Source organism: Flavobacterium sp. MDT1-60 (genome assembly GCF_014844035.1).
In the GTDB taxonomy this organism is placed as follows: Bacteria; Bacteroidota; Bacteroidia; order Flavobacteriales; family Flavobacteriaceae; genus Flavobacterium.
The window spans coordinates 591,854-612,299 of sequence record NZ_CP062159.1; the positions used below are offsets into that span (position 1 = coordinate 591,854).

Here is a 20,446-nt window from a genome sequence, read left to right on the forward strand (position 1 = left end):
CTCTAAGATTTATTTTGAAAACTGTTCTTCCATTTTAGCAATTACATCTTTCGAAGAAATTGTTCTCATCGCATCTTCATAACCTTCAACGATTTTATTGCCGTAAACGGATGTTGGTAGTTTTGGATATTGATTTCTATCAGCTGTTAAAGCATTATTCAAACTTTGATTGAATGGCAAAAATCCCGCGTACGGATGTGTTGCACCCCAAAGTGTAACCACTTTTACTCCTAACATTGCGGCAATATGTGCATTTCCGGAATCCATAGAAAGCATTACATCGAGATTGCTGATCAATTGTAATTCCTGTTGAAATTTAATTTTTACAGCCATATTGATTACATTTTCAAATGGTTTTGAAAGTGAATCTAATATTTCGATTTCTTTTTTTCCTCCGCCAAAAAGTAAAATTTTATTCGACTGATCTTCTGCTAATTTCGAAATAACTTCCATCATTAAATCAATCGGATAAACTTTAGAATTATATTGAGCAAAAGGCGCAATTCCGATAAGTTTTTGGTTTTGGTTTCCGATAATTTCCAAAATATCTTCACCTAATTTTGCTTTTTCAGGAAATTCAGGATTTGATAAATCTAAAGAAAAACCCAATTCTTCAAACACTTTTGCATGTCTTTCAAACATCGTTGGTAATTGCCTGAAAATCTTTTTTTCTGCTCGGGTTAATTCTTTTTTGCCATCTCTTCCTTTATCGACTGTGGCTCTTTTTTTTCCGCTTAAAGCGAAAAGTAAGCTCACAACTTTAGACCTTAAAACATTATGAAGATCGGCGAAAGCGTCAATTTTGAATTTTTTAACGTCTTTATACAATCGCAAAAGTCCTGGAAAACCTTTGTGTCTTTCTTTTTCATCAAAAGCAAAAAATTCCAAATTCGGAATTCCGTCAAAAAAGGGTTTAAAAAACGGACGCGAAATCACTGTCAATTTAACATCTGGATATTCTTTTACAAAAGCGCGTAAAACAGGAACCGTCATGGCGACATCTCCCATTGCGGATAGTCTCATGACGGCTATATGCTTAATTTTATTGGACAATTCTGCCAATTATTTTTTATTTTGATATAAAACCGGATTCAAATCATCATCGTTGTACATTTTCATTTGTTTGTACACTTTCATGAATTTTTCTCCATTTTCAATGTCTGACAATAGATCATCAATTGCTGTAGACAAATCACTTCTTTGTTCTAAAAGAATGTTTAGTTTTTCCTGACATTTATCTCTGTGTTCTTGCGAAGCCTCTGCGCGATTAGCTTCTTCCTGCATATGATAAATTTTCAAAGCTAAAATCGACAATCTGTCAAAAGCCCAGGCCGGACTTTCAGAATTGATTTTTGCACCATCTTTTGCTTGTACATCACTATATTTTTGTAAAAAATAACTATCGATATATTCCACCATATCTGTACGCTCCTGATTGGAAGCATCGATTCTTCTTTTTAAAGTCAAAGCCGCAACCGGATCAATTTGAGGGTCACGAATAATATCTTCAAAATGCCATTGAACAGTGTCAATCCAGTTTTTTAGATATAATAAATGTTCAAATTTATCTTTTGGATAAGGGTTATTTATAGGCTGATCAACATTATCAAACTGGTGATAATCTTTGATGCTTTGTTCGAAAACAGAATAAGCTAATTTTGAAAACATGTCTTTATTTATTAGAGATACAAAGATACTTTTTATACTTTTATAGTGTGAAAAAAACGATTGTTTTTTCGTTATAGTATCACAAATTATTGCTAATTCTAAAAACTCCACATGAAAATTCATTATATATCTGAAAATAATAGCGTATTAAATCACTTTTTGGGTCAAATAAGAAATGTAAATATTCAGAACGATAGTATGCGTTTTCGAAGAAATATCGAACGAATTGGCGAAATTATGGCCTATGAATTAAGCAAAGATTTGTCTTATAAAAATGTCGAAATCCAGACGCCGCTTGGCATTAAAAAAACGACAGAAATTGAAAGTGATTTGGTTTTGTGCTCCATTTTAAGAGCTGGATTACCACTTCATAACGGATTTTTAAATTACTTTGACCAGGCAGAAAACAGTTTTGTTTCAGCCTGCAGACATCATCCAAATAATGATGATGCTTTTGAAATTTTAGTAGAGTATCAGGCGCTTTCGAACTTAAATAATAAAACGGTGTTACTTCTGGATCCAATGTTAGCAACTGGTCAATCTATTGTGGCGGTGCATGAAAAATTAGTTCAGAATGCAGTTCCAAAAGAAATTCATATTGTAGTCGTTATTGCTGCACCTGAAGGAGTTGCGCACCTTGAAAAAAACCTTCCCGACAACTGTCATTTGTGGGTTGCTGCCTTAGACGAAAAATTAAACGAGAAAAACTACATTGTACCGGGACTTGGTGATGCAGGCGATCTTGCTTACGGAAGCAAATTATAATTGCGAGAAAAACGTAAACAAGCTACAACAAATTAATACATAAAATACAATTTCGTTGTTTAATTTCTGCTGCATATATTCAATATGACTTGACGCCATAATCGTTAAAGGCGTTATACTAAATAGCAACAAATCATTGCTTTTGTTTGGTGAAAGTATGAAAACAAACGCGGCAATAAAAAAACAGGCTACTACTTTTTTATAGGAAGTATGTACAATTTGAGGTCTGTTTGACAAAGTTGTTACAATTGAAACTACAAAAAATAAGGCTACTGCAACGTAAATTGAAAGTGCTCCATTTTCATAATTATTTTTAAAATAATTTATATTTAAATCGATTACGGCTCGTTTTTCAAAAAACGCAATGGCATTAAAATGAAAAATTAACGATATCAAAAAAAACATAATTGCAACGGCTAGTAGTGCTATAAATGGTAAAACCCAGTTTCTATAATCTCTTGAAACGTGAAAAACAATTGAAATAAAAACCAGAATCAGAAAGAGAATACACCAAAAGTGAAATAATGAAGCTACTAAAATCCAAAAAGACGCATCAAATATTTTTTCTTTGGAAGCTTTTAAGGATTGGAGTGAAATTAATCTTCGAAGCGCCAATAACAGAAAAAAGTTAGCATATATAACGTTCGGATTATTGAATATCGTTGGGAAAAACAAGATAAACAACAAGTAGAAAAATATCGAATAACCATTGTCTTTACTGAGTCCATTCTTTTTGACAATAAAATTTATCAGAAAAAAAGAAGCGAAAATAAAGCATAATAAACTTAATTTTTGAAACGCTAAAAAATAAGAACTCATCCATGATGGTTCCTTAATTTCAAACAGAAAAAAGAAAACCAGTATTAAAATTACGACCAAAGAATAATTTAATGGTGTAGATTTTTTAAAAACACTTGTTATCATAAGGATATTTTATACTTTTGTGATTGTAAATATAATACTTGTTTAAAAAGGAAAACCCAACAAGTTGAAAAAAGATTCTATTATCTGAATTTTGTCTTCAATGCGTTACAAAACAATAAATAACATATAATTTTATAAATTATGACAGCTTTTTTCGAAGGAATACAATACTTATTCGTTAACATTTTGTTTGCTCCTCTTGACTTTTTACGTCGTTTAGAACTAGTTAGCTGGTTTGCTGCAAGCACAATCAACTGGATTTTTATGATCATCTGCGCATGCGCAATCGCTTATTGGATTAAACAATTACGCATTTTTGATGACGCCGGAACAGAAAACCAAGATACTACAGCTCACTCATTTTTAAAATAAGTCGAAGCCGATATCTTTTCTAAAATACATCTTATCAAAATTTAGTTTATCTATGTTTTGGTAAGATTTTTTTATGGCCTGTTGGAAATCGTCTCCGTATGATGTTACAGTTAATACACGTCCTCCATTACTAACGACATTTTCGTTATCTAATTTTGTTCCCGCGTGAAAAACTATAGAATCTGTAATATTTTCTAAACCCGTAATTACTTTTCCTTTTTCAAATTCTTCAGGATATCCACCAGAAACGACCATGATTGTAGTCGCACTTCTTGGATCAACTTCTAGTTCGAAAGTGTCTAACTTTTGATCTGCCACAGACTGAAACAATTCTACTAAATCAGATTTTAATCTTGGCACCACAACTTCAGTTTCAGGATCGCCCATTCTCACGTTGTATTCAATAACAATTGGTTCATTTTTTACATTGATCAAACCTATAAATACAAATCCTTTATATTCGATTCCGTCTTTTTGAAAACCTTCGATTGTTGGTTTTACTATACGGGTTTCGATTTTTTCCATCAAAACAGCATCAACATAAGGAACTGGAGAAACGGCTCCCATTCCACCTGTATTTAATCCTGTATCACCTTCACCAATACGCTTGTAATCTTTTGCTGTCGGAAGAATTTTATAGCTTTTACCGTCTGTCAAAACAAAACAGCTTAATTCGATTCCGTCCAAAAATTCTTCGATAACTACTTTTGAACTTGCAGCTCCAAATTTTTCGTGAACCAACATGTTTCTTAATTCGGTTTTAGCTTCTTCAAGATCCTGAATAATCAAAACTCCTTTTCCAGCCGCCAATCCATCTGCTTTTAAAACGTATGGTGATTGTAAAGTTTCTAAAAATTCACATCCTTTTTCCACTGTTTCGGCAGTAAAACTATCGTATGCAGCAGTTGGAATGTTGTGTTTTATCAGGAATTCTTTAGCAAATTCTTTACTTCCTTCTAATTGAGCACCTAATTTTGATGGCCCAATAACTGGAATATGTTGTAAACTTTCGTCGTTTTTAAAATAATCATAAATCCCTTTTACCAACGGATCTTCAGGTCCAACGACTACCATTTTCACATTTTCTTTTAGTACAAATGCTTTTATAGCATCAAAATCAGTTGGAGACATTGCAACGTTTGTAGCAATTCCAGCTGTTCCCGCATTTCCTGGTGCAACAAAAAGTTTTTCGCAAAGCGGACTCTGAATCATTTTCCACGCAAAAGCATGCTCTCTTCCGCCTGATCCCAATAATAAAATTGTCATGGTATAGTTGTATTTAGTTGTGGTGCAAAAATAATTGCTTTTGCACGTAAAAAATAATTAAATCTTAAAAAGTTCGTGATTCTTCTCTGTTAGTAGTTGGATAATATTATTTTTGATGAAAATTAATCTTCAAAAAATGATTTCTCTTTTCGATATTTCGCTTCAATTAAATGGTTTTCCGATAAAGAAAGCTAAAGCTGAATTGAACCGAATTGCGAATTTATCCGAAGAAGATTATGCTCTTTTCCTTCAAAATAAAAAAGAAGAAATTGTTGCTTTTCATTTGCAAAACAATTCTTTTTATCAAGAATTGGTTGGAAATAAAACTGATTTAAAATGGGAAGACTTACCCATTCTGAACAAGCAGAATCTACAAAAACCACTCGCAGAAAGACTTTCAAAAGGATATGCTTTAAAAAATGTATACCTCAACAAAACTTCCGGATCAAGCGGAACTCCTTTTGTTTTTGCTAAAGATAAATATTCGCATGCTTTAACCTGGGCTTCGAATATTATGCGTTTTGGATGGTTTAGCATCGATTTTAATCATTCATATCAGGCTCGTTTTTACGGTATTCCTATGGATTTTGTTGGATACCAAAAAGAGCGTTTTAAAGATTTTTTAAGCCGCCGTTTTCGATTTCCGGTTTTCGATTTGTCTGATGAAGTTCTGGAAAAATTTCTGCAGAAATTCAAAACCAAAAAATTTGATTACCTCAACGGTTATACCAGTTCGATTGTTTTATTTGCGAAATATTTAGAACAACAAAACATCATTCTAAAAGAAATCTGCCCGACTTTAAAAGCTTGTTTTGTTACTTCGGAAATGCTTTTTGAATCGGATAAAAAACTCCTTGAAAGACAATTTGGTATTCCGGTAATCAATGAATACGGAGCTTCAGAACTGGATTTAATTGCTTTTGAAAATCCAAAAGGCGAATGGCAAGTGAATGCAGAAACGCTTTTCGTCGAAATTTTAGACGAAAATAATAAGGTTCTCCCTTACGGTGAAGAAGGCCGAATTGTGATTACCTCTTTGTTCAATAAAGCAAATCCTTTTATTAGATATGAAATTGGTGATATTGGAATTTTGGACGAAAAAAGTACACCACAAAAACCAATTCTAAAAAAATTAATTGGAAGAACTAATGACGTTGCTATTTTACCAAGTGGAAAAAAATCGCCGGGATTGACCTTTTATTATGTTACCAAAAGCATTATTGAAGATGATGGAAATGTCAAAGAATTTATAATCAAACAAACACATTTAGATACTTTTGAAATTGAATACGTTGCTGAAAATGAATTAAATTCGGAACAAATTCAAAAAATACTAAAAGCCATTTCATTATATCTTGAACCCAATTTAAACTTCACTTTTACGAGAAAACAAGTTTTAGAAAGAACCAATCGTGGAAAATTAAAGCAATTCAAATCTTATTTATAATATAAATAAAATCTTACATTTGTTTTTACTAATTAAAAACTTATGGGCGATCAATCTTTACTTTCTGAAGAAACAATTTCAAATAAAATATATTTTATCCGCGGTCAAAAAGTGATGGTTGATCGTGACCTGGCTTTCTTATATGGAGTAGAAACAAAGCGATTAAAGGAACAAGTAAAAAGGAATTTAAACCGCTTCCCAGAAGACTTTATGTTTGAACTTAGCAAAATAGAATTTGAAAATTGGAGGTCGCAATTTGCGACCTCCAATTCAGAAAAGATGAGTTTACGATATGCACCGATGGCATTTACTGAACATGGAGTTATGATGCTTTCAAGTGTCCTAAAAAGTGACAAAGCCATTCAAACCAATATTCAAATTATGAGGATCTTTACGAAAGTGAGACAAATGCTTTTGGATACAACCGAAATAAAAGTCGATATTCTTCAGATTCAAAAGAAGCTAGAAAATCATGATAAAAATATTGAATTGGTTTTTTCTTATTTAGATGAATTGACTGAGAAAAAAGAAAATGAGTCTGAAAGAGTGAAGATTGGCTATAAAAAATAACTCTTTAAGATCACAAATTGTGATCTTAAAAACTTGATGTCACAAATTGTGACCTCAAGTTTACGATTAACTTTTACAATAAAACTTGAGAAAAATTGGAGATCACAAATTGTGATTTCCAATTCTAAGTGAAATTCTTAAGGTCGCAAATTGTGACAGAAATCGAAACGTGCTATTAAAAAAAATTGGAGGTCATAAATTGTGACCTCCAATTCTAGGTGAAATTTTTCAAGGTCACAAATTGTGACCTTGAAACTTGAAGTCGCAATTTGCGACATCAAGTTGAATTTTAAAATCTCTTTATATATCGAGGTTTTATAATCAACTGTGTAAATAAAAATCGCACCATCAACAAAACAGAAAACACAAAATTAAATCCATGGAATTCTCTATAAACACCAAAGTTGTGTTTAATCAATTTGAATTTTGATGATGAAATTGAATCTTTTCTAATTCTGTAAAATGCTAAAGGTTCGGGAACTGGTTTTGTAACCTGAATTTGTTTTAAAATCGTGAGCCACAAACGCCAATCCTGTCTTTTTTGAGTAGCTTTAATTACGATTTTACCGAAATAATCAGCATCATAAATGGCGGTTAAATTGCCAACGTAATTGCAAAAAAACAGTTCGTCGTATGTTAAATTTGTTGGAGCTTCTACTCTTCTGTTTAAAGAATTTCCTTCTTCATCAATACAATCGTAAAAACTAAAAGTAAAAGGTAAATGATTTGCTTTTAAAAACGCGATTTGTTTTTCTAATTTATTAAGAAACCATAAATCATCAGCATCTAAATAAGCAATATATTTTCCCACTGCTTTTTCTAATGCTATATTTCTTGCAAAACCGTTTCCCGAATTTTTTTCTAGTTTAAGCAGTTTTATTCTACTGTCTTTTTCAGCAAAATCTGAAATAATTTTTACGGTATTATCTGTCGAAGCATCATCAACCAAAATCATTTCCCAGTTTTGGTACGTTTGATTTTGAACTGATTTTAAAGTTTCCCTGATGAACTTTTCAGCATTGTAAGTTGGCGTTATAATAGAAACTAATTCACTCATTAACGCTCCGAATTATTTTATATAACTTGAAAAATCTTTGTGTTCTTCTTTTGAAAGCTCTTCCTTAGAAAGTGATCTGAAATAATCATATGTGATTTTCATTCCTTCAGAACGGCTTACTTTGGCTTCCCAACCTAATAATTCTTTCGCTTTTGTAGTATCTGGCTGACGCTGTAAAGGATCATTTATTGGTAATGGATGATAGACTACTTTTTGGTTTGTTCCTGTCAATTTGATGATTTCTTCAGCAAAATCCTTAATTGTTATTTCGTCCGGATTTCCAATATTAACCGGAAAAACATAATCAGAATGTAATAATCTGAAAATACCTTCTACCTGATCGTCCACATAACAAAAAGAACGCGTTTGCATTCCGTCCCCAAAAATCGTTAAATCTTCCCCGCGCAAAGCTTGTCCAATAAAAGCCGGAATTACACGTCCGTCGTTTAATCGCATTCTTGGACCGTATGTATTAAAAATACGCACGATCCTGGTTTCTACACCATGAAAAGTATGATACGCCATTGTGATCGATTCCTGAAAACGTTTGGCTTCGTCGTAAACACCACGCGGACCAATCGTATTTACGTTTCCGTAATATTCTTCGGTTTGTGGGTGAACCAATGGATCTCCATAAACTTCAGAAGTTGATGCAATTAGAATTCTCGCTTTTTTAACTCTTGCTAAACCTAATAAATTATGCGTTCCCAGTGACCCCACTTTTAAAGTCTGAATCGGGATTTTTAAATAATCAATCGGACTTGCCGGCGAAGCAAAATGCAAAATATAATCTAAATCACCTGGAATATGAACAAACTTGGTGATATCGTGATGGTAAAATTCGAAATTTTCTAACTTAAATAAATGTTCAATATTTTTAAGATCTCCCGTAATCAGGTTGTCCATTCCAATAACAAAATAGCCTTCTTTAATAAATCGGTCACATAAATGCGACCCTAAAAATCCTGCTGCTCCGGTAATAAGTATTCTTTTCATAATTGATTTAATTGAACATTTTTGAGATTCACTTGTCGTAAAACCCAAGATAGATCCACAAATGTAATAAAATATCTTCCCTTAAATTACAGATGAAAGCATATCTAAAAAAGAAGTTTGCATTTTTCAGATAATTATTAAACCCATTTCTCTATTTTTACCCACAATTAAATCCATTGTTTTGAAAGTTGTACACATTATTGAAGCTCTAGGTGGCGGAGTTTATACATATTTTAGAGATTTATCGACTTTCTTTGGAGATGATGAAATAAACAAAAACATAGAAACTACTATTATTTATAGTGGTAATCGCAAAGAAATTGATGCTCAAAAAATTAAATCTGAATTTTCGGATGGCGTCAACCTGATCCAGGTTAATATGGTTCGGGAGTTTTCTCCTTTTCAGGATTTAAAATCTGCTTATAAATTAGCCAAAGAACTCAAAAAATCAATCCGGATGTTATTCATCTCCATTCTTCAAAAGCGGGTGTTTTGGGTCGGGTAGCTTATTTTTTCTTATTCAAAAAAAAGAAACTCTTTTATACTCCCCACGGATATTCTTTTCTAAGAACAGATATTTCAAAAACGGTTAAAAACATATATTGGAGAATCGAAAAAAGTTTTCAGCGTTTTTTTGGAGGAACAATTGTCGCGTGTGGTGATACAGAACTTGAAATCGCGAAGGAAATCGGCAGTGCCAAATTAGTTCGAAATGGTATTGATATTGCAAATGTTCAGGAACATTTTGCACCTCATCAAAATGAAAAACTTACGATTGGTATTATGGCCAGAATTACAGCTGCCAGAAACCCGGAAATGTTTAATCAAATAGCTTTAAAATTTCCTAATTTTAATTTTGTCTGGATTGGTGATGGTGAATTAAGATCTTTAATTACCGCTCCAAACATCAGAATTACAGGCTGGATTTTAGACCGAAAAACAGTTTTGAAAGAACTCAACAACATCGATATTTACATGCAAATATCACTTTGGGAAGGATTGCCAATTGCTGTACTTGAAGCTATGGCATTGCAAAAACCTGTTATTGCAACCAATATCATTGGAAATAAAGATGCTGTTCTGCACAACAAAACAGGATTTCTTTTTAGTGATATTTCTGAGTTGGAGAACTTTTTTGAAATTTTAAAAGACCCGAAAAAAAGATCCGAATTTGGCGAAAATGCATTGGCAAGATGTCACGATTTATTTGATAAAAATCAAAATTTTAAACAGCTTCTGGCACTTTATCAAGAGTAACTTTTTGTTGAAGCCAATGGCTTCCAAAAATCGACAACCATAATCCACTGAAGGCAATTCCGTCAAAGCGGAGTAAAAAATCATCGGTTAGGTTTGAAGTGAAAAAGATCAGGAAAAACGAAAGTATCATTGCATTTTTCAGATCATAACCCAAATAACCAATTGCAAAAATATAAAGAAAAACCACCAACGGCCCGAGGACACCAAACTTCAATAGAAAATCTAAAAACTGATTATGCGTCGGAAATTCATACTTGACTAAAAATTGCTGATTGGTTATTTTATAATATTTATTTAATTCCGATTTTCCATCTGAAGCGCCAACACCAAAAGGAAGATTTTGCACCGACAATTCCCAAGCCGATTTCCAGATCGAAACTCTTGTTACTAATGAATTAAAAACCTTAATTTCGGGATGATCAATTTCATCTAACTTCCCCACTTTGTCCATATACGCAAAAGTTACGGACGAATATTTTTCTTTCATATAAGGATTCTTCTGAACAAAGAAAAAAGTAATTCCTCCTAACAAAACAAGAACAGCTAAAGCTGTCAAAACGATTTTTTTTGTGTTGAATTTCGATCTCAATTCAAAAAAGAAAACAATCAAAAATCCGAATAAAACATTAATCAATGCCATTCTGGTGTTTACAAAAAGAACGAAGAAGAAAGAAAATATAAAAACAATTAAACTCACGATTTTAAACTCCGTTTTTTCATGATTCCTGAAGCCCTCAAAAACAAAATACAAGGCACAAACCGATACAAAAGCCAAATGCATGTTTAAGGCCGGTGCATGAATACCAATGCTATCTGCAAATTGATAACCCATTTCCCATAAATCGATTCCATTCAAATATTTATCCATTAATTCTGGATAAACAATTAGAAATCTCAGAAAGAAAAACAATATAATTAGCGTTGTAACAATCGTATATGTCTTTGCTATTTTTAAAAAATGTACATGCCGATAATTTCCAATTATAAACAGCGGAAAAATCAATAATGAGATGCTTTTCTCAATCGCTTTTAAACCTTTTACAAAAGAATCATTGTTCCAAAACATTAATAATTCCAGTAAAATTGGCGAAGCAATACACATCATTAAAATCAATGACGTTTTTGTATATTTTAATTTTTTAACGAAAATCAAACTAAACGCAGCAAATAATATAATCAGCAACGAACATGGTTTTCTGAAAATCATCGCAACAGCGATCAAACACAAAAAAACGTGAAATATTTATTGAAGTTCTTTTCGGAAATGTTCATAATATAATGCAAAATAGATTAAAGGAAAAATGCCGATTTTATGTCGAATTGCCGAACCCAAATCAGGTTCAAAAACGCCCTGAAGAATGAAAAAAGAAAATAAAATAAACATGGTTAAAAGCTCATAACGATATTCTTTTCTTTCTTTAAGACATTTAGAAAAACGAACTAATAAGATATAAAATAACAAAAGCTGCCAAATTACAAAAACTATAATTTGAGGTGAAAGTATATGTTTTAAACCGTTTAACGGCAGATTTACCGTGAAAAATCCATAAAAAACACTAATTGTTTCTCCGTACCACGTATCTGTTTTTACTGGTGCTGTTATGATTGAGTTGGCGTCTCCTGAAACCAATCGGGTACTGTTTACCACTTCCCTGCTTATCTCAGAAAAATATTTGCCTTTTAAAACGCCGTAACTTAATGACAGAAAAACGGCGATGAGCAAACCATAGAAAATTGTTGTTATGGTTTTGTTTTTAAAATTAACAAAACTGACCAAATACATACCGCCTCCAACAATTGGAATTAAAGCAAAATAAGGACGATAAAGCGCTCCAAAAACAATTAATAGCCCAACAGTAATCAATATGGTTTTTCGAAACGAAAATTGCTTATTGCAACAGACAAAAACAATTAATGCAATGAACAAATAGGTAATAAATTCTTTTGACGGCATTGAGATGAAAATCGCAATCATAAAAATGCCCAAATAGACTAAAAGATTTTTAATATTTACTTTTTCGAAGTTACCCGGAATTCCTATTTTATATAAAATATACATTAAAATAGGAAACTGAATAAGCGCAATTACAGGAAAAGGAAGATAACGAAAACCGATAATTTTGTAGAACAAAATCGTCAACGGATAACTTCCAAAATAGCCTATTTCATTATACTTGTCATAAATGATTATGGCGGTATCGTAGAAAAACTTTGGAGGCAAAACAAAAAAAGCCAGAAATGCCACAACTAAATTAGCTGAAGCAATGAGCAAAAATGCCGCGGTACTTTTTTTGATTAAAATCTGCATAATAAAATTCTGTCCGTTATTTTAGTGTTCTGTATTTTTTAAACAAAATTGTCTTTATTCTATAGCCATTTAAAAAGAAAATTAAAGCTGTGAAAGACAAAAATGAATAAAATTTCATGACTTTGTCAACCTTAATATTTCGTCCTTCTTGAAGCAAATATTTCCAGGAAACTAAATCATTCCAAATTTGTTTTTGTGTTTTAGAAGACAAAACATAAAAATCTTTTAAAATTACCGCATAATTGCAGGCCCAATAATTTTCAATGGCTTTGTTTACAATTTCAGATGTTGCGCTTTTCGAACTTAAACCGTCTTTTACCATTTCATAAACATCTTCAATATGTTTACCAGTAACAGTCACTGTTATAGAACCTTGACGCACTTGACGATAAATATAAAATGACTTTGAATAAATACTATAAGTCTTTATATGTTGAATTAATTTTCCGCACCACTCAATATCTTCTGATTTTCTTCCGACAGTAAAAAACAACTGATTATCCATCAAAATAGATCTTTTAATCACTTTATCCCAGGCAGAAGCAACATACAAATCATAATAAACAAGATTTAGGATTTCATCTTCAACTCTTCCGCTTTTGTTTTTATAAATCTTTGATTGTATTTACAAGCAACATCTTTTTCTGAAAAAAAACGGCTTTCTTCGTGTATAATTACATCTGGATTTGATTCTTTTATTAAATGATTTAAATCCTGCAAAACCTCACTTCCTACCCAATAATCATCGCTATCCGTAAAAATTATATAGTCGCCTTTTGCAGCTAATATTCCTTTATTTCTGGCATCAGACAAGCCTTCGTTTTTTTGATCTATTACTTTTATTTGATGAAACTTTTGCTTGTATTGCTGGCAAATTTCCAGTGAAGAATCTGTTGATCCGTCATTAATTAAAATAAGTTCAAAATTAGAACAGCTTTGGCATAATATGCTTTCTAAACATTGAGACAAATAGTCCTCAACATTGTAAACCGGCACAATAATGCTAAAAAAAACAGTTTCTTTTTGAATACTCATTTTATCCCTAATTAATTCAAAAAAACTTTTATTTTATCTTTCTGATAAATAACAATTGCCACAACTAAATTCCAGAAAAAAGAAGCCGAAACAAACGCAATCGCAGCACCAGTCATTCCATATTCCGGTATTAAAAATCGGTTTAAAACAAAATTAAGTATAACCGCCAAAATTAAAATTACCTGAAAAGTGTGTTGCCTTCCGGTCATATTCAAATAAACCGAAGCAGAACCAAATGCAGAACAAATTCCCTGGCCAATAATTAAAATTAAAAATGCTTCTTTTGCCGCAACATATTGGTGCCCAAAAAAAGACAAAATATATTCAGAAAAAATACTGGTCATCACAATTACCGGGAATGTTATTCCGAAGATTAAGCGAGCGCAGTTCTGTACTATTTTTGTTAATTCTGGCTTATTCTGAGTGGCAAAAAATTCTGAAATTTTAGCCGAAACAGTAATGTTTATCGTTAAAATTACAACCGAAATAATAGTCATTATTTTAACTCCAACGGAATAAAAAGCAACTGTTTCGTCGTTTCGGTATTTTTTTAGAAACATGATATCAAAACACATTAATAAAAATATAGCCATACCGCTGATTGCCATTGGATAGGATTTTAAAAAAACATCTTTATGCGAAAAAAAAGTGGTTGTTTTTAGCGGTTCTGTTTTGTTGAAATAACTAAAAACCAAAATGGAACTTATTAAAGCAAGAAATACAAATCCAATTAAAAATACATCAACTAAATAAGTTTCTTTATGCCAATAAAATAAAGTAATCGAACCTATAATAAGCGGAACATACTTAATTACATTTCTAAATAACTCTGCAATATAAAGTTTATCTAAAGCTCTGATAACTTCAATATTTAAAGTCGATAATCCGTAAAAAAACAAGGTTGCTGCTGCTTTTAAAAAAATAGAATAAACCTCCGGATCTCCAAAATAGTTATTGATTGTTTTTTCGTCTATCAACAAAATTATTCCCAAAGCAATAACTGAAGTCGCAAAAAGCATTGCAACCATTTTGAGGTATATTTTTTTTAACTCTTCGAGAGCATTAAGGCTTGCTAATTTTCCTTTAAAATATAAAATCGATAAATCGAATCCCAGTAAACAAATGGTTCCAACAGCCAAGAGAAATGATCGCGCAAAATCATATTGTCCTACCAATTTCGGACTGTACGATTTTGTCAAAAACACTGTAAAACCAAACAATAAAAGAACTCCCAAAATTCTTAAAAACAAAGTGCCGAAACTTTGTCTTAAAAATGGATTTGTGAAAGTCTTTCAAAAATAGAATTGGTTTTCAATTGTTTTAAAGTTGATTCGCTTTTGATATTGCAAGCTGTCTGCGATAGAATTTTTTGAACATGCTAACCAGAACAAAAAGAAAAATAAAGAAAAGTGGCAGCCAAATTTTAAAGTGGCCGTTTACCGTTTTACTTTCATTTATGTTGAGCGTCGCATTAATTTCTTTAATCGTTTTATCAAAACTAATTAATCTGAATCTGTTTTTTCCTTGTTCTGTAACTAACTTTTGTTTGGTTTTTATGATGTCGTTTAATTGTAAATTCTCGCTATAATAAACCAGTTTTTCATTTTTAGAACTATTTTTTGCAGTACTCGAAAGACCGTTTAGAACCTGATCTATTTGCGCAATTATAGTATCATTTTGTGCAATTTCACGTTCCAGATTTTTATATCCTATTTTCTGAATGGAATTAAAATAAGCCGAATTGTTCAGGTATTTCAACAACGGTTCCACTACATCTTTTTCACTTACCGTCCCGTTTGACACAAAAGAAATAGTATGATAGGTGTAATTTTTGCTTGTAACGTTGTCTTCTAAAACCTTTTTTACTTCGCCAACCTCAGCCATTAATTTTATGAGTTCAAAGTTTTGTTCTTTGTCTTCAATAAATTTATAAACATCAGGAACAGGTTTAACTTCTATTTTTTTTATCAAATTTCGGCCTGAAGTTCCAAAAACATGATTTAGAAAATCAATATCTCCGGCAGCAATTTTAGACTGTATCAAATCGACTTTAGCATACAAATAATCAACACTTTCAAAATTTGGCGTTACAACAACCTGATTGTTGTATGATTTTTTATTAGAGTCTAAATAAAATCCGAGTGCCGCTCCAAGTACCACCAAAACCAGCACTACAATCCAGTTTCGAATAAAAAACTGAATCGCTCTAAAAACAGACCTGTTCACACGATCAAAAAAACTGTTAATGCTTCTTGAAAGTTGAAAAATATCTATTTCCTGATCAGAACTATTTTGGGGTACTTTTGTACTCATTTATCTTTTATTTTACGTTGAAAATTTGTTCCAAAATTTTAATGGTAATCAAATACGTTGGTTTTACACCCGTAGTTCCTAATCCGCCTGAAGCCAGTGTACTTCCGGTTTCCAATGGATTATCCGAAGCATAATACGCATAGCGAACCTTAATATCGTGTGGTACGCTTTTTCTAATTTTTGATGCCGACTGTATCGCTTTTTGGTAATAAGAGCCTTCCATTTCAAGACCAATTACACCCCAGGTTGATTCGTGGAAAAATTTCAATAGATCTCTGTTTTGTAATGAAGTTCCTAAAACAGTAACCATCGCACCTTCAAAAACAGCAATGTCGTTTCCTTCAAACATAGCACCTGTTAATTCATTTTCGAAGAAATAATTATCAGCGGTTCCTTCGTTTATATGTGCCGTTGGAATCATAATGTCGCCTTTTCCGCCTTCCAGAATTCCTGCTTTTCCCATAATCGAAACCGACTGAACATTCAATAAGGTGTCTTTTTTATACGGTTTTAAAAGCTCATCGATGGTTTCGTATGCCTGTTCGCCAAACGCATAATCCATGACAATAATAACCGGTTTTTCTTCATCAACATTCGCATATGTAAAAGCGGTTTTTGTCCAGTCAATTTTGGCAGTATCAAAAATCTGAACATCGATATTTGTTCCTGAAGTATCCGGTAACGAAATCATTCCGTTTTTCAAAGCCAATTCTTCAACGTGAGCTCTAACTTCTTTTGCGCCAGACTTGCTTAATTCTTCATAAATAAAGAAATCGGACTTGTCTTTGAATTTAGTTTTCAACAACGGAGTTGCAAAAATCGAATTCATGACGCTGTGCATATTTGCACTTATTACGTGAATTGGTCTTTTTAAAAGATTATTAGCCTTTAAAACTTCCTTGATGTTGGTTGCCCAAATTTCACCGTGAATGTGATGTCCTAAACGTTCTCTTAAAACCGGACTAAATGTAATCGTTCGCTTATTGTTTTCAATTGCTTCTTCGATCGCTAATTTCCCCAACCAATAAATAACGTGCAGAAAACGGTCCGGAGCATTTTCAGATCCGAAGGCTTCGTAAATGTCCAAAACCTCTTCAAACGTTCTTCCTAATATATTGGCAACATGCGAAATTGCTTTTTCTTTTTCGATCAAAGGCAGTTTTTTAGTCTGCATAACGGCTTGTTCCAGTTTCAGCCAATCGCGTGAAACTTCACCTCCATCATCTAATAAAACCCTGTTTTTTATTTTATGCGATTCGATGAAAATAAAAGTCAAATGCGTTAGTATATCATAAATGTCAGAGCGCCCGCGGGTGATCTCCACATTCATTTGTTCTTCGTCAATTCGGTAACAATTACGTCTTCTTTTTGGAGGAACAATAGGTTGAAAATGCGATTTAGAATACCCTTCGTCTGAAGTTAAATTGATGAAACGGCATTGTTCAATTCCTATCGGAAGGCGTTCTATAACGTACAAAAGTCCGTTTAGTTCTACTTTTTCTTCGCCTATATTTCCGTAAATTTCAGGACGTAATGCTAATAATGACTCACGCAACCCGTCACCCGAAACTCCCATTGGTTTATAAAAACCACGGTTGAATAAATGGCGCATTGTAATGTACATTCTTTCTATCGCCGCAGATGATTCCTGCGCTCTTGATCTTGATATATGTTTGGTTTCTTTCATGCTTAATCATTTTATAACTCAAATGTAAACAAATACAAGGCATACCTTGTATCTACCACATAATTTTTTAAAAAATCATTTTGATTTTAATTTATCTTCTGTTTTAAATTTATCCTTTCCCCAATTTTCCGGATTTGAAACAATGTAATCAGAAATTTTTTGATAATCATTATTGTTTCTAATGATATTATCATAAAATAATTTTTGCCATTGATGTGGATATCCTAATCTGTTAGCATGTTTGGTTACCGCAGATTTATATGACCCCACAATTGACGAAATGGTGTTTTTTCCAATATTTTGAAAACGTTGCGAACCTGGTTTTTGTGGTAGAGACAGGGCATGCCCTGTCTCAACACGCCCTGTCTCTACAATATTCCCATTATCCACATCTATATTATTTAATTGTTTATCGATAATCAAAATTCCGTGAATATGATTTGGCATGATCACAAAATCACCCAATTCAATATTTTTATGGTGTATGGGAATTTGATGCCAAAGTATATCGGCAATAATACCGCCCTCAGACAAAACCATTTTATTATTTTGAATTTTTCCAAAATAATGTTCTCTGTCTTGTGTACAAATTGTTATAAAATAGGCCCCGTTCCAGCCATAATCCCACCATTGCGCTCTTATTGAAGAAATACGGTATTTATTTTGAAACTTTCCTTGATTCATTTTTAATTTACTTCTGCATCCTATTTCACATAAATAATCGTTTAATCTTGGAAATATTATCTAACTTTTGTCAAATTATCCGCAATCTTTCTATCATTGGACAATCTTGGTGTTTTATTCTGCCCTCCTAATTTTCCTTGTGATTTCATATAGTCCTGAAAACCATTTTTAGAAACTTTGGTAACCACAACTTTTCTTAAAACATTTCCGGTAATCAAATCATCATAGTAAATATTCTGTTTTCTCATAGAACTGTCAATGGCTTCTTCAAAAGCTTCCATATTTTCTGGTTCGGTTTCAAATTCAACAAACCATTCATGATACGGCAATCCGCTTGACGGATTAATTTGCGGTGCCACTGTAAATTCGTTGATAACGATTTTAGTTCCAGCAGTTGCCTCTTTCATGGCATTTTCTACTTCGTTGGCAATAACGTGTTCACCAAAAGCAGAAATAAAATGTTTGATTCGTCCCGAAACTATCACTCGATGCGGAAATAAAGAGGTAAATTGAACGGTATCTCCAATATTATAACGCCAAAGTCCTGCATTTGTAGAAACGATCAACGCATAATTTACGCCAACCTCAACTTCTCCAACAGTGTAACTTTTTGGGTTTGGTTCGAAAAATTCGTCGCTTTTAATAAATTCGTAGAAAATTCCAGAATTCAATAATAACAACATTCCTTTTGCTTTTTGAGAATCCTGATAAGCAAAAAATCCTTCAGAAGCAGGGAATAATTCGATGCTATCTACTTCTTTCCCAATCATTTGTTCAAATTTGGCACGGTATGGCTCGTAATTGACCCCTCCGTAAATAAACAAATTAAAGTTTTTAAATATTTCGCTTATCTTTTTCCCACCACTTTTCTCCTGTAAACGCTCAAAGTACATTTGCACCCAGGAAGGAATTCCGGAAATAACAGACATGTTTTTTTTGATCGTTTCATCAACAATTGCATTTACTTTAGTTTCCCAATCATCAATACAGTTGGTTTCCCAGGAAGGCATTCGGTTTTTTTGCAAATATTTTGGAACAAAATGCGCAACAATTCCCGAAAGTCTTCCAAATTTAATTCCGTATTTTTTAGTTAAAATGGGGCTTCCCTGCAAAAAAATCATTTTTCCGTCAACAAAATCCGCATTTCCGGTTTCATGAATATAATGCAGAATAGCATTACGAGCCGCATTTACATGCGTAGGCATCGATTCTTTGGTAAGGGGAATGTATTTTGCTCCGGAAGTAGTTCCGGAAGTTTTGGCAAAATAAAGCGGTTTTCCTTTCCAAAGAATATTTTCTTGACCAGTTTTAACCTTTTCGATATAGTGCTTCAAATCTTCATAATCACGAACGGGAACGTTCTTTTGAAAATCTTCAAATGTTTTTATACTGGCAAAATGATGATCTTTTCCAAATTCGGTATCTTTAGCATTTTTAATTAAATCCTTAAAAACAGCTTGTTGTGTTTCGACAGGTTTATTAGCCCATGTCTGTGTTTGATGATATATTTTGCTGGCAAATAATTTTGCAGCTACAGATTTAATCGACATTTCTTATACTATTATTTCTTGTCACTTTTGTTTTTACTTCGCATTTTTTCGCCTGACTCCTTCTCTATTTTGTTAACCTCTTCTCTTAATTTATTTCTTCTTCAGTAGCTTTCATATTTACTTCTGAAGGTTCATCTACTTCTGCTAAAATAGAATCTTTGTTGAATTTGGCATATTCTAATTCGCCTCTCAATACTTTTTGAACACCATGAATATAGGCTTCGTTTTTCTTTAAAGCTCTTTCTAATGAATCTGATTTTATCGCTAATTCGGTTGCATTCTTTTTTAATTGTGATGAAGAATAACCTGGAATAAATTCGCGCAAGGGCGTAAACGCAATAATAAAAGTGGTGATTAAAATTAAAAATATACTGCCTAATGAAAGAACGACAAAGACATTCATTAAAGTCAGTTTTAGCGAAAAAATTTCTTCAAAAGTGTCTTCATTCAAAATTACCAATCGGTTTTTGATGAATAATTTTTTTCTGAAATTCCGTTTTTTCTTAGCCATTTCGGTTCTTTAATAGGAGCAAATATAATAATTAAT

The 20,446-nt window shown here is 32.4% G+C and carries 21 protein-coding genes and 1 pseudogene; 6 read left to right on the forward strand and 16 right to left on the reverse strand.

Annotated elements, in window-relative coordinates; translation table 11 throughout:
- Positions 1-9: 9 nt before the first annotated feature.
- Both IHE43_RS02465 and IHE43_RS02470 read right to left on the reverse strand, forming a co-directional pair.
- The gene (locus tag IHE43_RS02465) at positions 10-1,023 is read right to left on the reverse strand and encodes a glycosyltransferase family 9 protein (protein ID WP_192186522.1); all 1,014 of its coding nucleotides are present in this window, start codon (positions 1,021-1,023) and stop codon (positions 10-12) included.
- 39 nt (positions 1,024-1,062) lie between these two features.
- Positions 1,063-1,668: a DUF4254 domain-containing protein gene (locus IHE43_RS02470; protein WP_056196870.1), complete on the reverse strand. Its 606-nt coding sequence runs from the start codon at positions 1,666-1,668 to the stop codon at positions 1,063-1,065.
- A gap of 111 nt (positions 1,669-1,779) precedes the next feature.
- Here IHE43_RS02470 and upp point away from each other — a divergent pair, with 111 nt between their 5' ends.
- On the forward strand, positions 1,780-2,433 hold the full coding sequence (upp, locus tag IHE43_RS02475) for a uracil phosphoribosyltransferase (RefSeq protein WP_192186523.1): 654 nt from the start codon (positions 1,780-1,782) through the stop codon (positions 2,431-2,433).
- Here upp and IHE43_RS02480 read toward each other — a convergent pair.
- Complete coding sequence (locus IHE43_RS02480; protein ID WP_192186524.1) at positions 2,428-3,357, reverse strand: DUF6427 family protein; 930 nt, start codon at positions 3,355-3,357, stop codon at positions 2,428-2,430. The genes upp and IHE43_RS02480 overlap by 6 nt on opposite strands.
- Positions 3,358-3,498: 141 nt before the next feature.
- Here IHE43_RS02480 and IHE43_RS02485 point away from each other — a divergent pair, with 141 nt between their 5' ends.
- On the forward strand, positions 3,499-3,729 hold the full coding sequence (locus IHE43_RS02485) for a uracil phosphoribosyltransferase (protein WP_192186525.1): 231 nt from the start codon (positions 3,499-3,501) through the stop codon (positions 3,727-3,729).
- Here the strand turns inward: IHE43_RS02485 and purD are convergent.
- Positions 3,721-4,995: a phosphoribosylamine--glycine ligase gene (gene purD, locus IHE43_RS02490; RefSeq protein WP_192186526.1), complete on the reverse strand. Its 1,275-nt coding sequence runs from the start codon at positions 4,993-4,995 to the stop codon at positions 3,721-3,723. The genes IHE43_RS02485 and purD overlap by 9 nt on opposite strands.
- Before the next feature lie 136 nt (positions 4,996-5,131).
- Here purD and IHE43_RS02495 point away from each other — a divergent pair, with 136 nt between their 5' ends.
- On the forward strand, positions 5,132-6,442 hold the full coding sequence (locus IHE43_RS02495; RefSeq protein WP_192186527.1) for a phenylacetate--CoA ligase family protein: 1,311 nt from the start codon (positions 5,132-5,134) through the stop codon (positions 6,440-6,442).
- A gap of 42 nt (positions 6,443-6,484) precedes the next feature.
- Positions 6,485-7,012, forward strand: coding sequence for an ORF6N domain-containing protein (locus tag IHE43_RS02500; RefSeq protein ID WP_192186528.1), 528 nt, complete (start codon positions 6,485-6,487; stop codon positions 7,010-7,012).
- 289 nt (positions 7,013-7,301) lie between these two features.
- On the opposite strand, the gene IHE43_RS02505 is transcribed toward IHE43_RS02500, so the two are convergent.
- Both IHE43_RS02505 and IHE43_RS02510 read right to left on the reverse strand, forming a co-directional pair.
- Positions 7,302-8,069: a glycosyltransferase family 2 protein gene (locus tag IHE43_RS02505; RefSeq protein ID WP_192186529.1), complete on the reverse strand. Its 768-nt coding sequence runs from the start codon at positions 8,067-8,069 to the stop codon at positions 7,302-7,304.
- Positions 8,070-8,081: 12 nt separating this feature from the next.
- A complete protein-coding gene (locus IHE43_RS02510) occupies positions 8,082-9,065 on the reverse strand; it encodes a UDP-glucuronic acid decarboxylase family protein (RefSeq protein WP_192186530.1) in 984 nt (327 codons plus the stop codon).
- Between the two features lie 181 nt (positions 9,066-9,246).
- Between IHE43_RS02510 and IHE43_RS23435 the strand changes: the two genes are divergently transcribed.
- The gene (locus IHE43_RS23435) at positions 9,247-9,570 is read left to right on the forward strand and encodes a hypothetical protein (RefSeq protein ID WP_225585349.1); all 324 of its coding nucleotides are present in this window, start codon (positions 9,247-9,249) and stop codon (positions 9,568-9,570) included.
- Positions 9,558-10,322: a glycosyltransferase gene (locus IHE43_RS02515; RefSeq protein ID WP_255513822.1), complete on the forward strand. Its 765-nt coding sequence runs from the start codon at positions 9,558-9,560 to the stop codon at positions 10,320-10,322. The genes IHE43_RS23435 and IHE43_RS02515 overlap by 13 nt, the downstream gene beginning before the upstream one ends.
- Here the strand turns inward: IHE43_RS02515 and IHE43_RS02520 are convergent.
- The 10 genes and pseudogenes from IHE43_RS02520 to IHE43_RS02565 form a co-directional block, all read right to left on the reverse strand.
- A complete protein-coding gene (locus IHE43_RS02520) occupies positions 10,291-11,529 on the reverse strand; it encodes an O-antigen ligase (protein ID WP_192186531.1) in 1,239 nt (412 codons plus the stop codon). The two genes, IHE43_RS02515 and IHE43_RS02520, sit on opposite strands and share 32 nt — an antisense overlap.
- Before the next feature lie 36 nt (positions 11,530-11,565).
- Positions 11,566-12,630 carry a hypothetical protein gene (locus IHE43_RS02525; protein ID WP_192186532.1) on the reverse strand — a complete coding sequence of 355 codons (1,065 nt, stop codon included), beginning with the start codon at positions 12,628-12,630 and terminating at the stop codon, positions 11,566-11,568.
- A gap of 16 nt (positions 12,631-12,646) precedes the next feature.
- A complete protein-coding gene (locus tag IHE43_RS02530) occupies positions 12,647-13,138 on the reverse strand; it encodes a hypothetical protein (RefSeq protein WP_192186533.1) in 492 nt (163 codons plus the stop codon).
- A gap of 62 nt (positions 13,139-13,200) precedes the next feature.
- Positions 13,201-13,665: a glycosyltransferase gene (locus IHE43_RS02535; RefSeq protein WP_192186534.1), complete on the reverse strand. Its 465-nt coding sequence runs from the start codon at positions 13,663-13,665 to the stop codon at positions 13,201-13,203.
- Positions 13,666-13,676: 11 nt separating this feature from the next.
- Positions 13,677-14,915, reverse strand: a complete 1,239-nt coding sequence (locus IHE43_RS02540; protein WP_192186535.1) for an MATE family efflux transporter — start codon at positions 14,913-14,915, stop codon at positions 13,677-13,679.
- A 70-nt stretch (positions 14,916-14,985) separates the two neighbouring features.
- Positions 14,986-15,978: a hypothetical protein gene (locus tag IHE43_RS02545; RefSeq protein WP_192186536.1), complete on the reverse strand. Its 993-nt coding sequence runs from the start codon at positions 15,976-15,978 to the stop codon at positions 14,986-14,988.
- A 7-nt stretch (positions 15,979-15,985) separates the two neighbouring features.
- Positions 15,986-17,665, reverse strand: a complete 1,680-nt coding sequence (locus IHE43_RS02550; RefSeq protein ID WP_192186537.1) for a hypothetical protein — start codon at positions 17,663-17,665, stop codon at positions 15,986-15,988.
- Between the two features lie 75 nt (positions 17,666-17,740).
- On the reverse strand, positions 17,741-18,349 hold the full coding sequence (locus IHE43_RS02555) for a transposase (RefSeq protein ID WP_192186538.1): 609 nt from the start codon (positions 18,347-18,349) through the stop codon (positions 17,741-17,743).
- A 56-nt stretch (positions 18,350-18,405) separates the two neighbouring features.
- Positions 18,406-19,899 carry a GH3 auxin-responsive promoter family protein gene (locus IHE43_RS02560; RefSeq protein WP_192186539.1) on the reverse strand — a complete coding sequence of 498 codons (1,494 nt, stop codon included), beginning with the start codon at positions 19,897-19,899 and terminating at the stop codon, positions 18,406-18,408.
- An 11-nt stretch (positions 19,900-19,910) separates the two neighbouring features.
- Positions 19,911-20,410: pseudogene (locus IHE43_RS02565) on the reverse strand (peptidase).
- Positions 20,411-20,446: the final 36 nt, after the last annotated feature.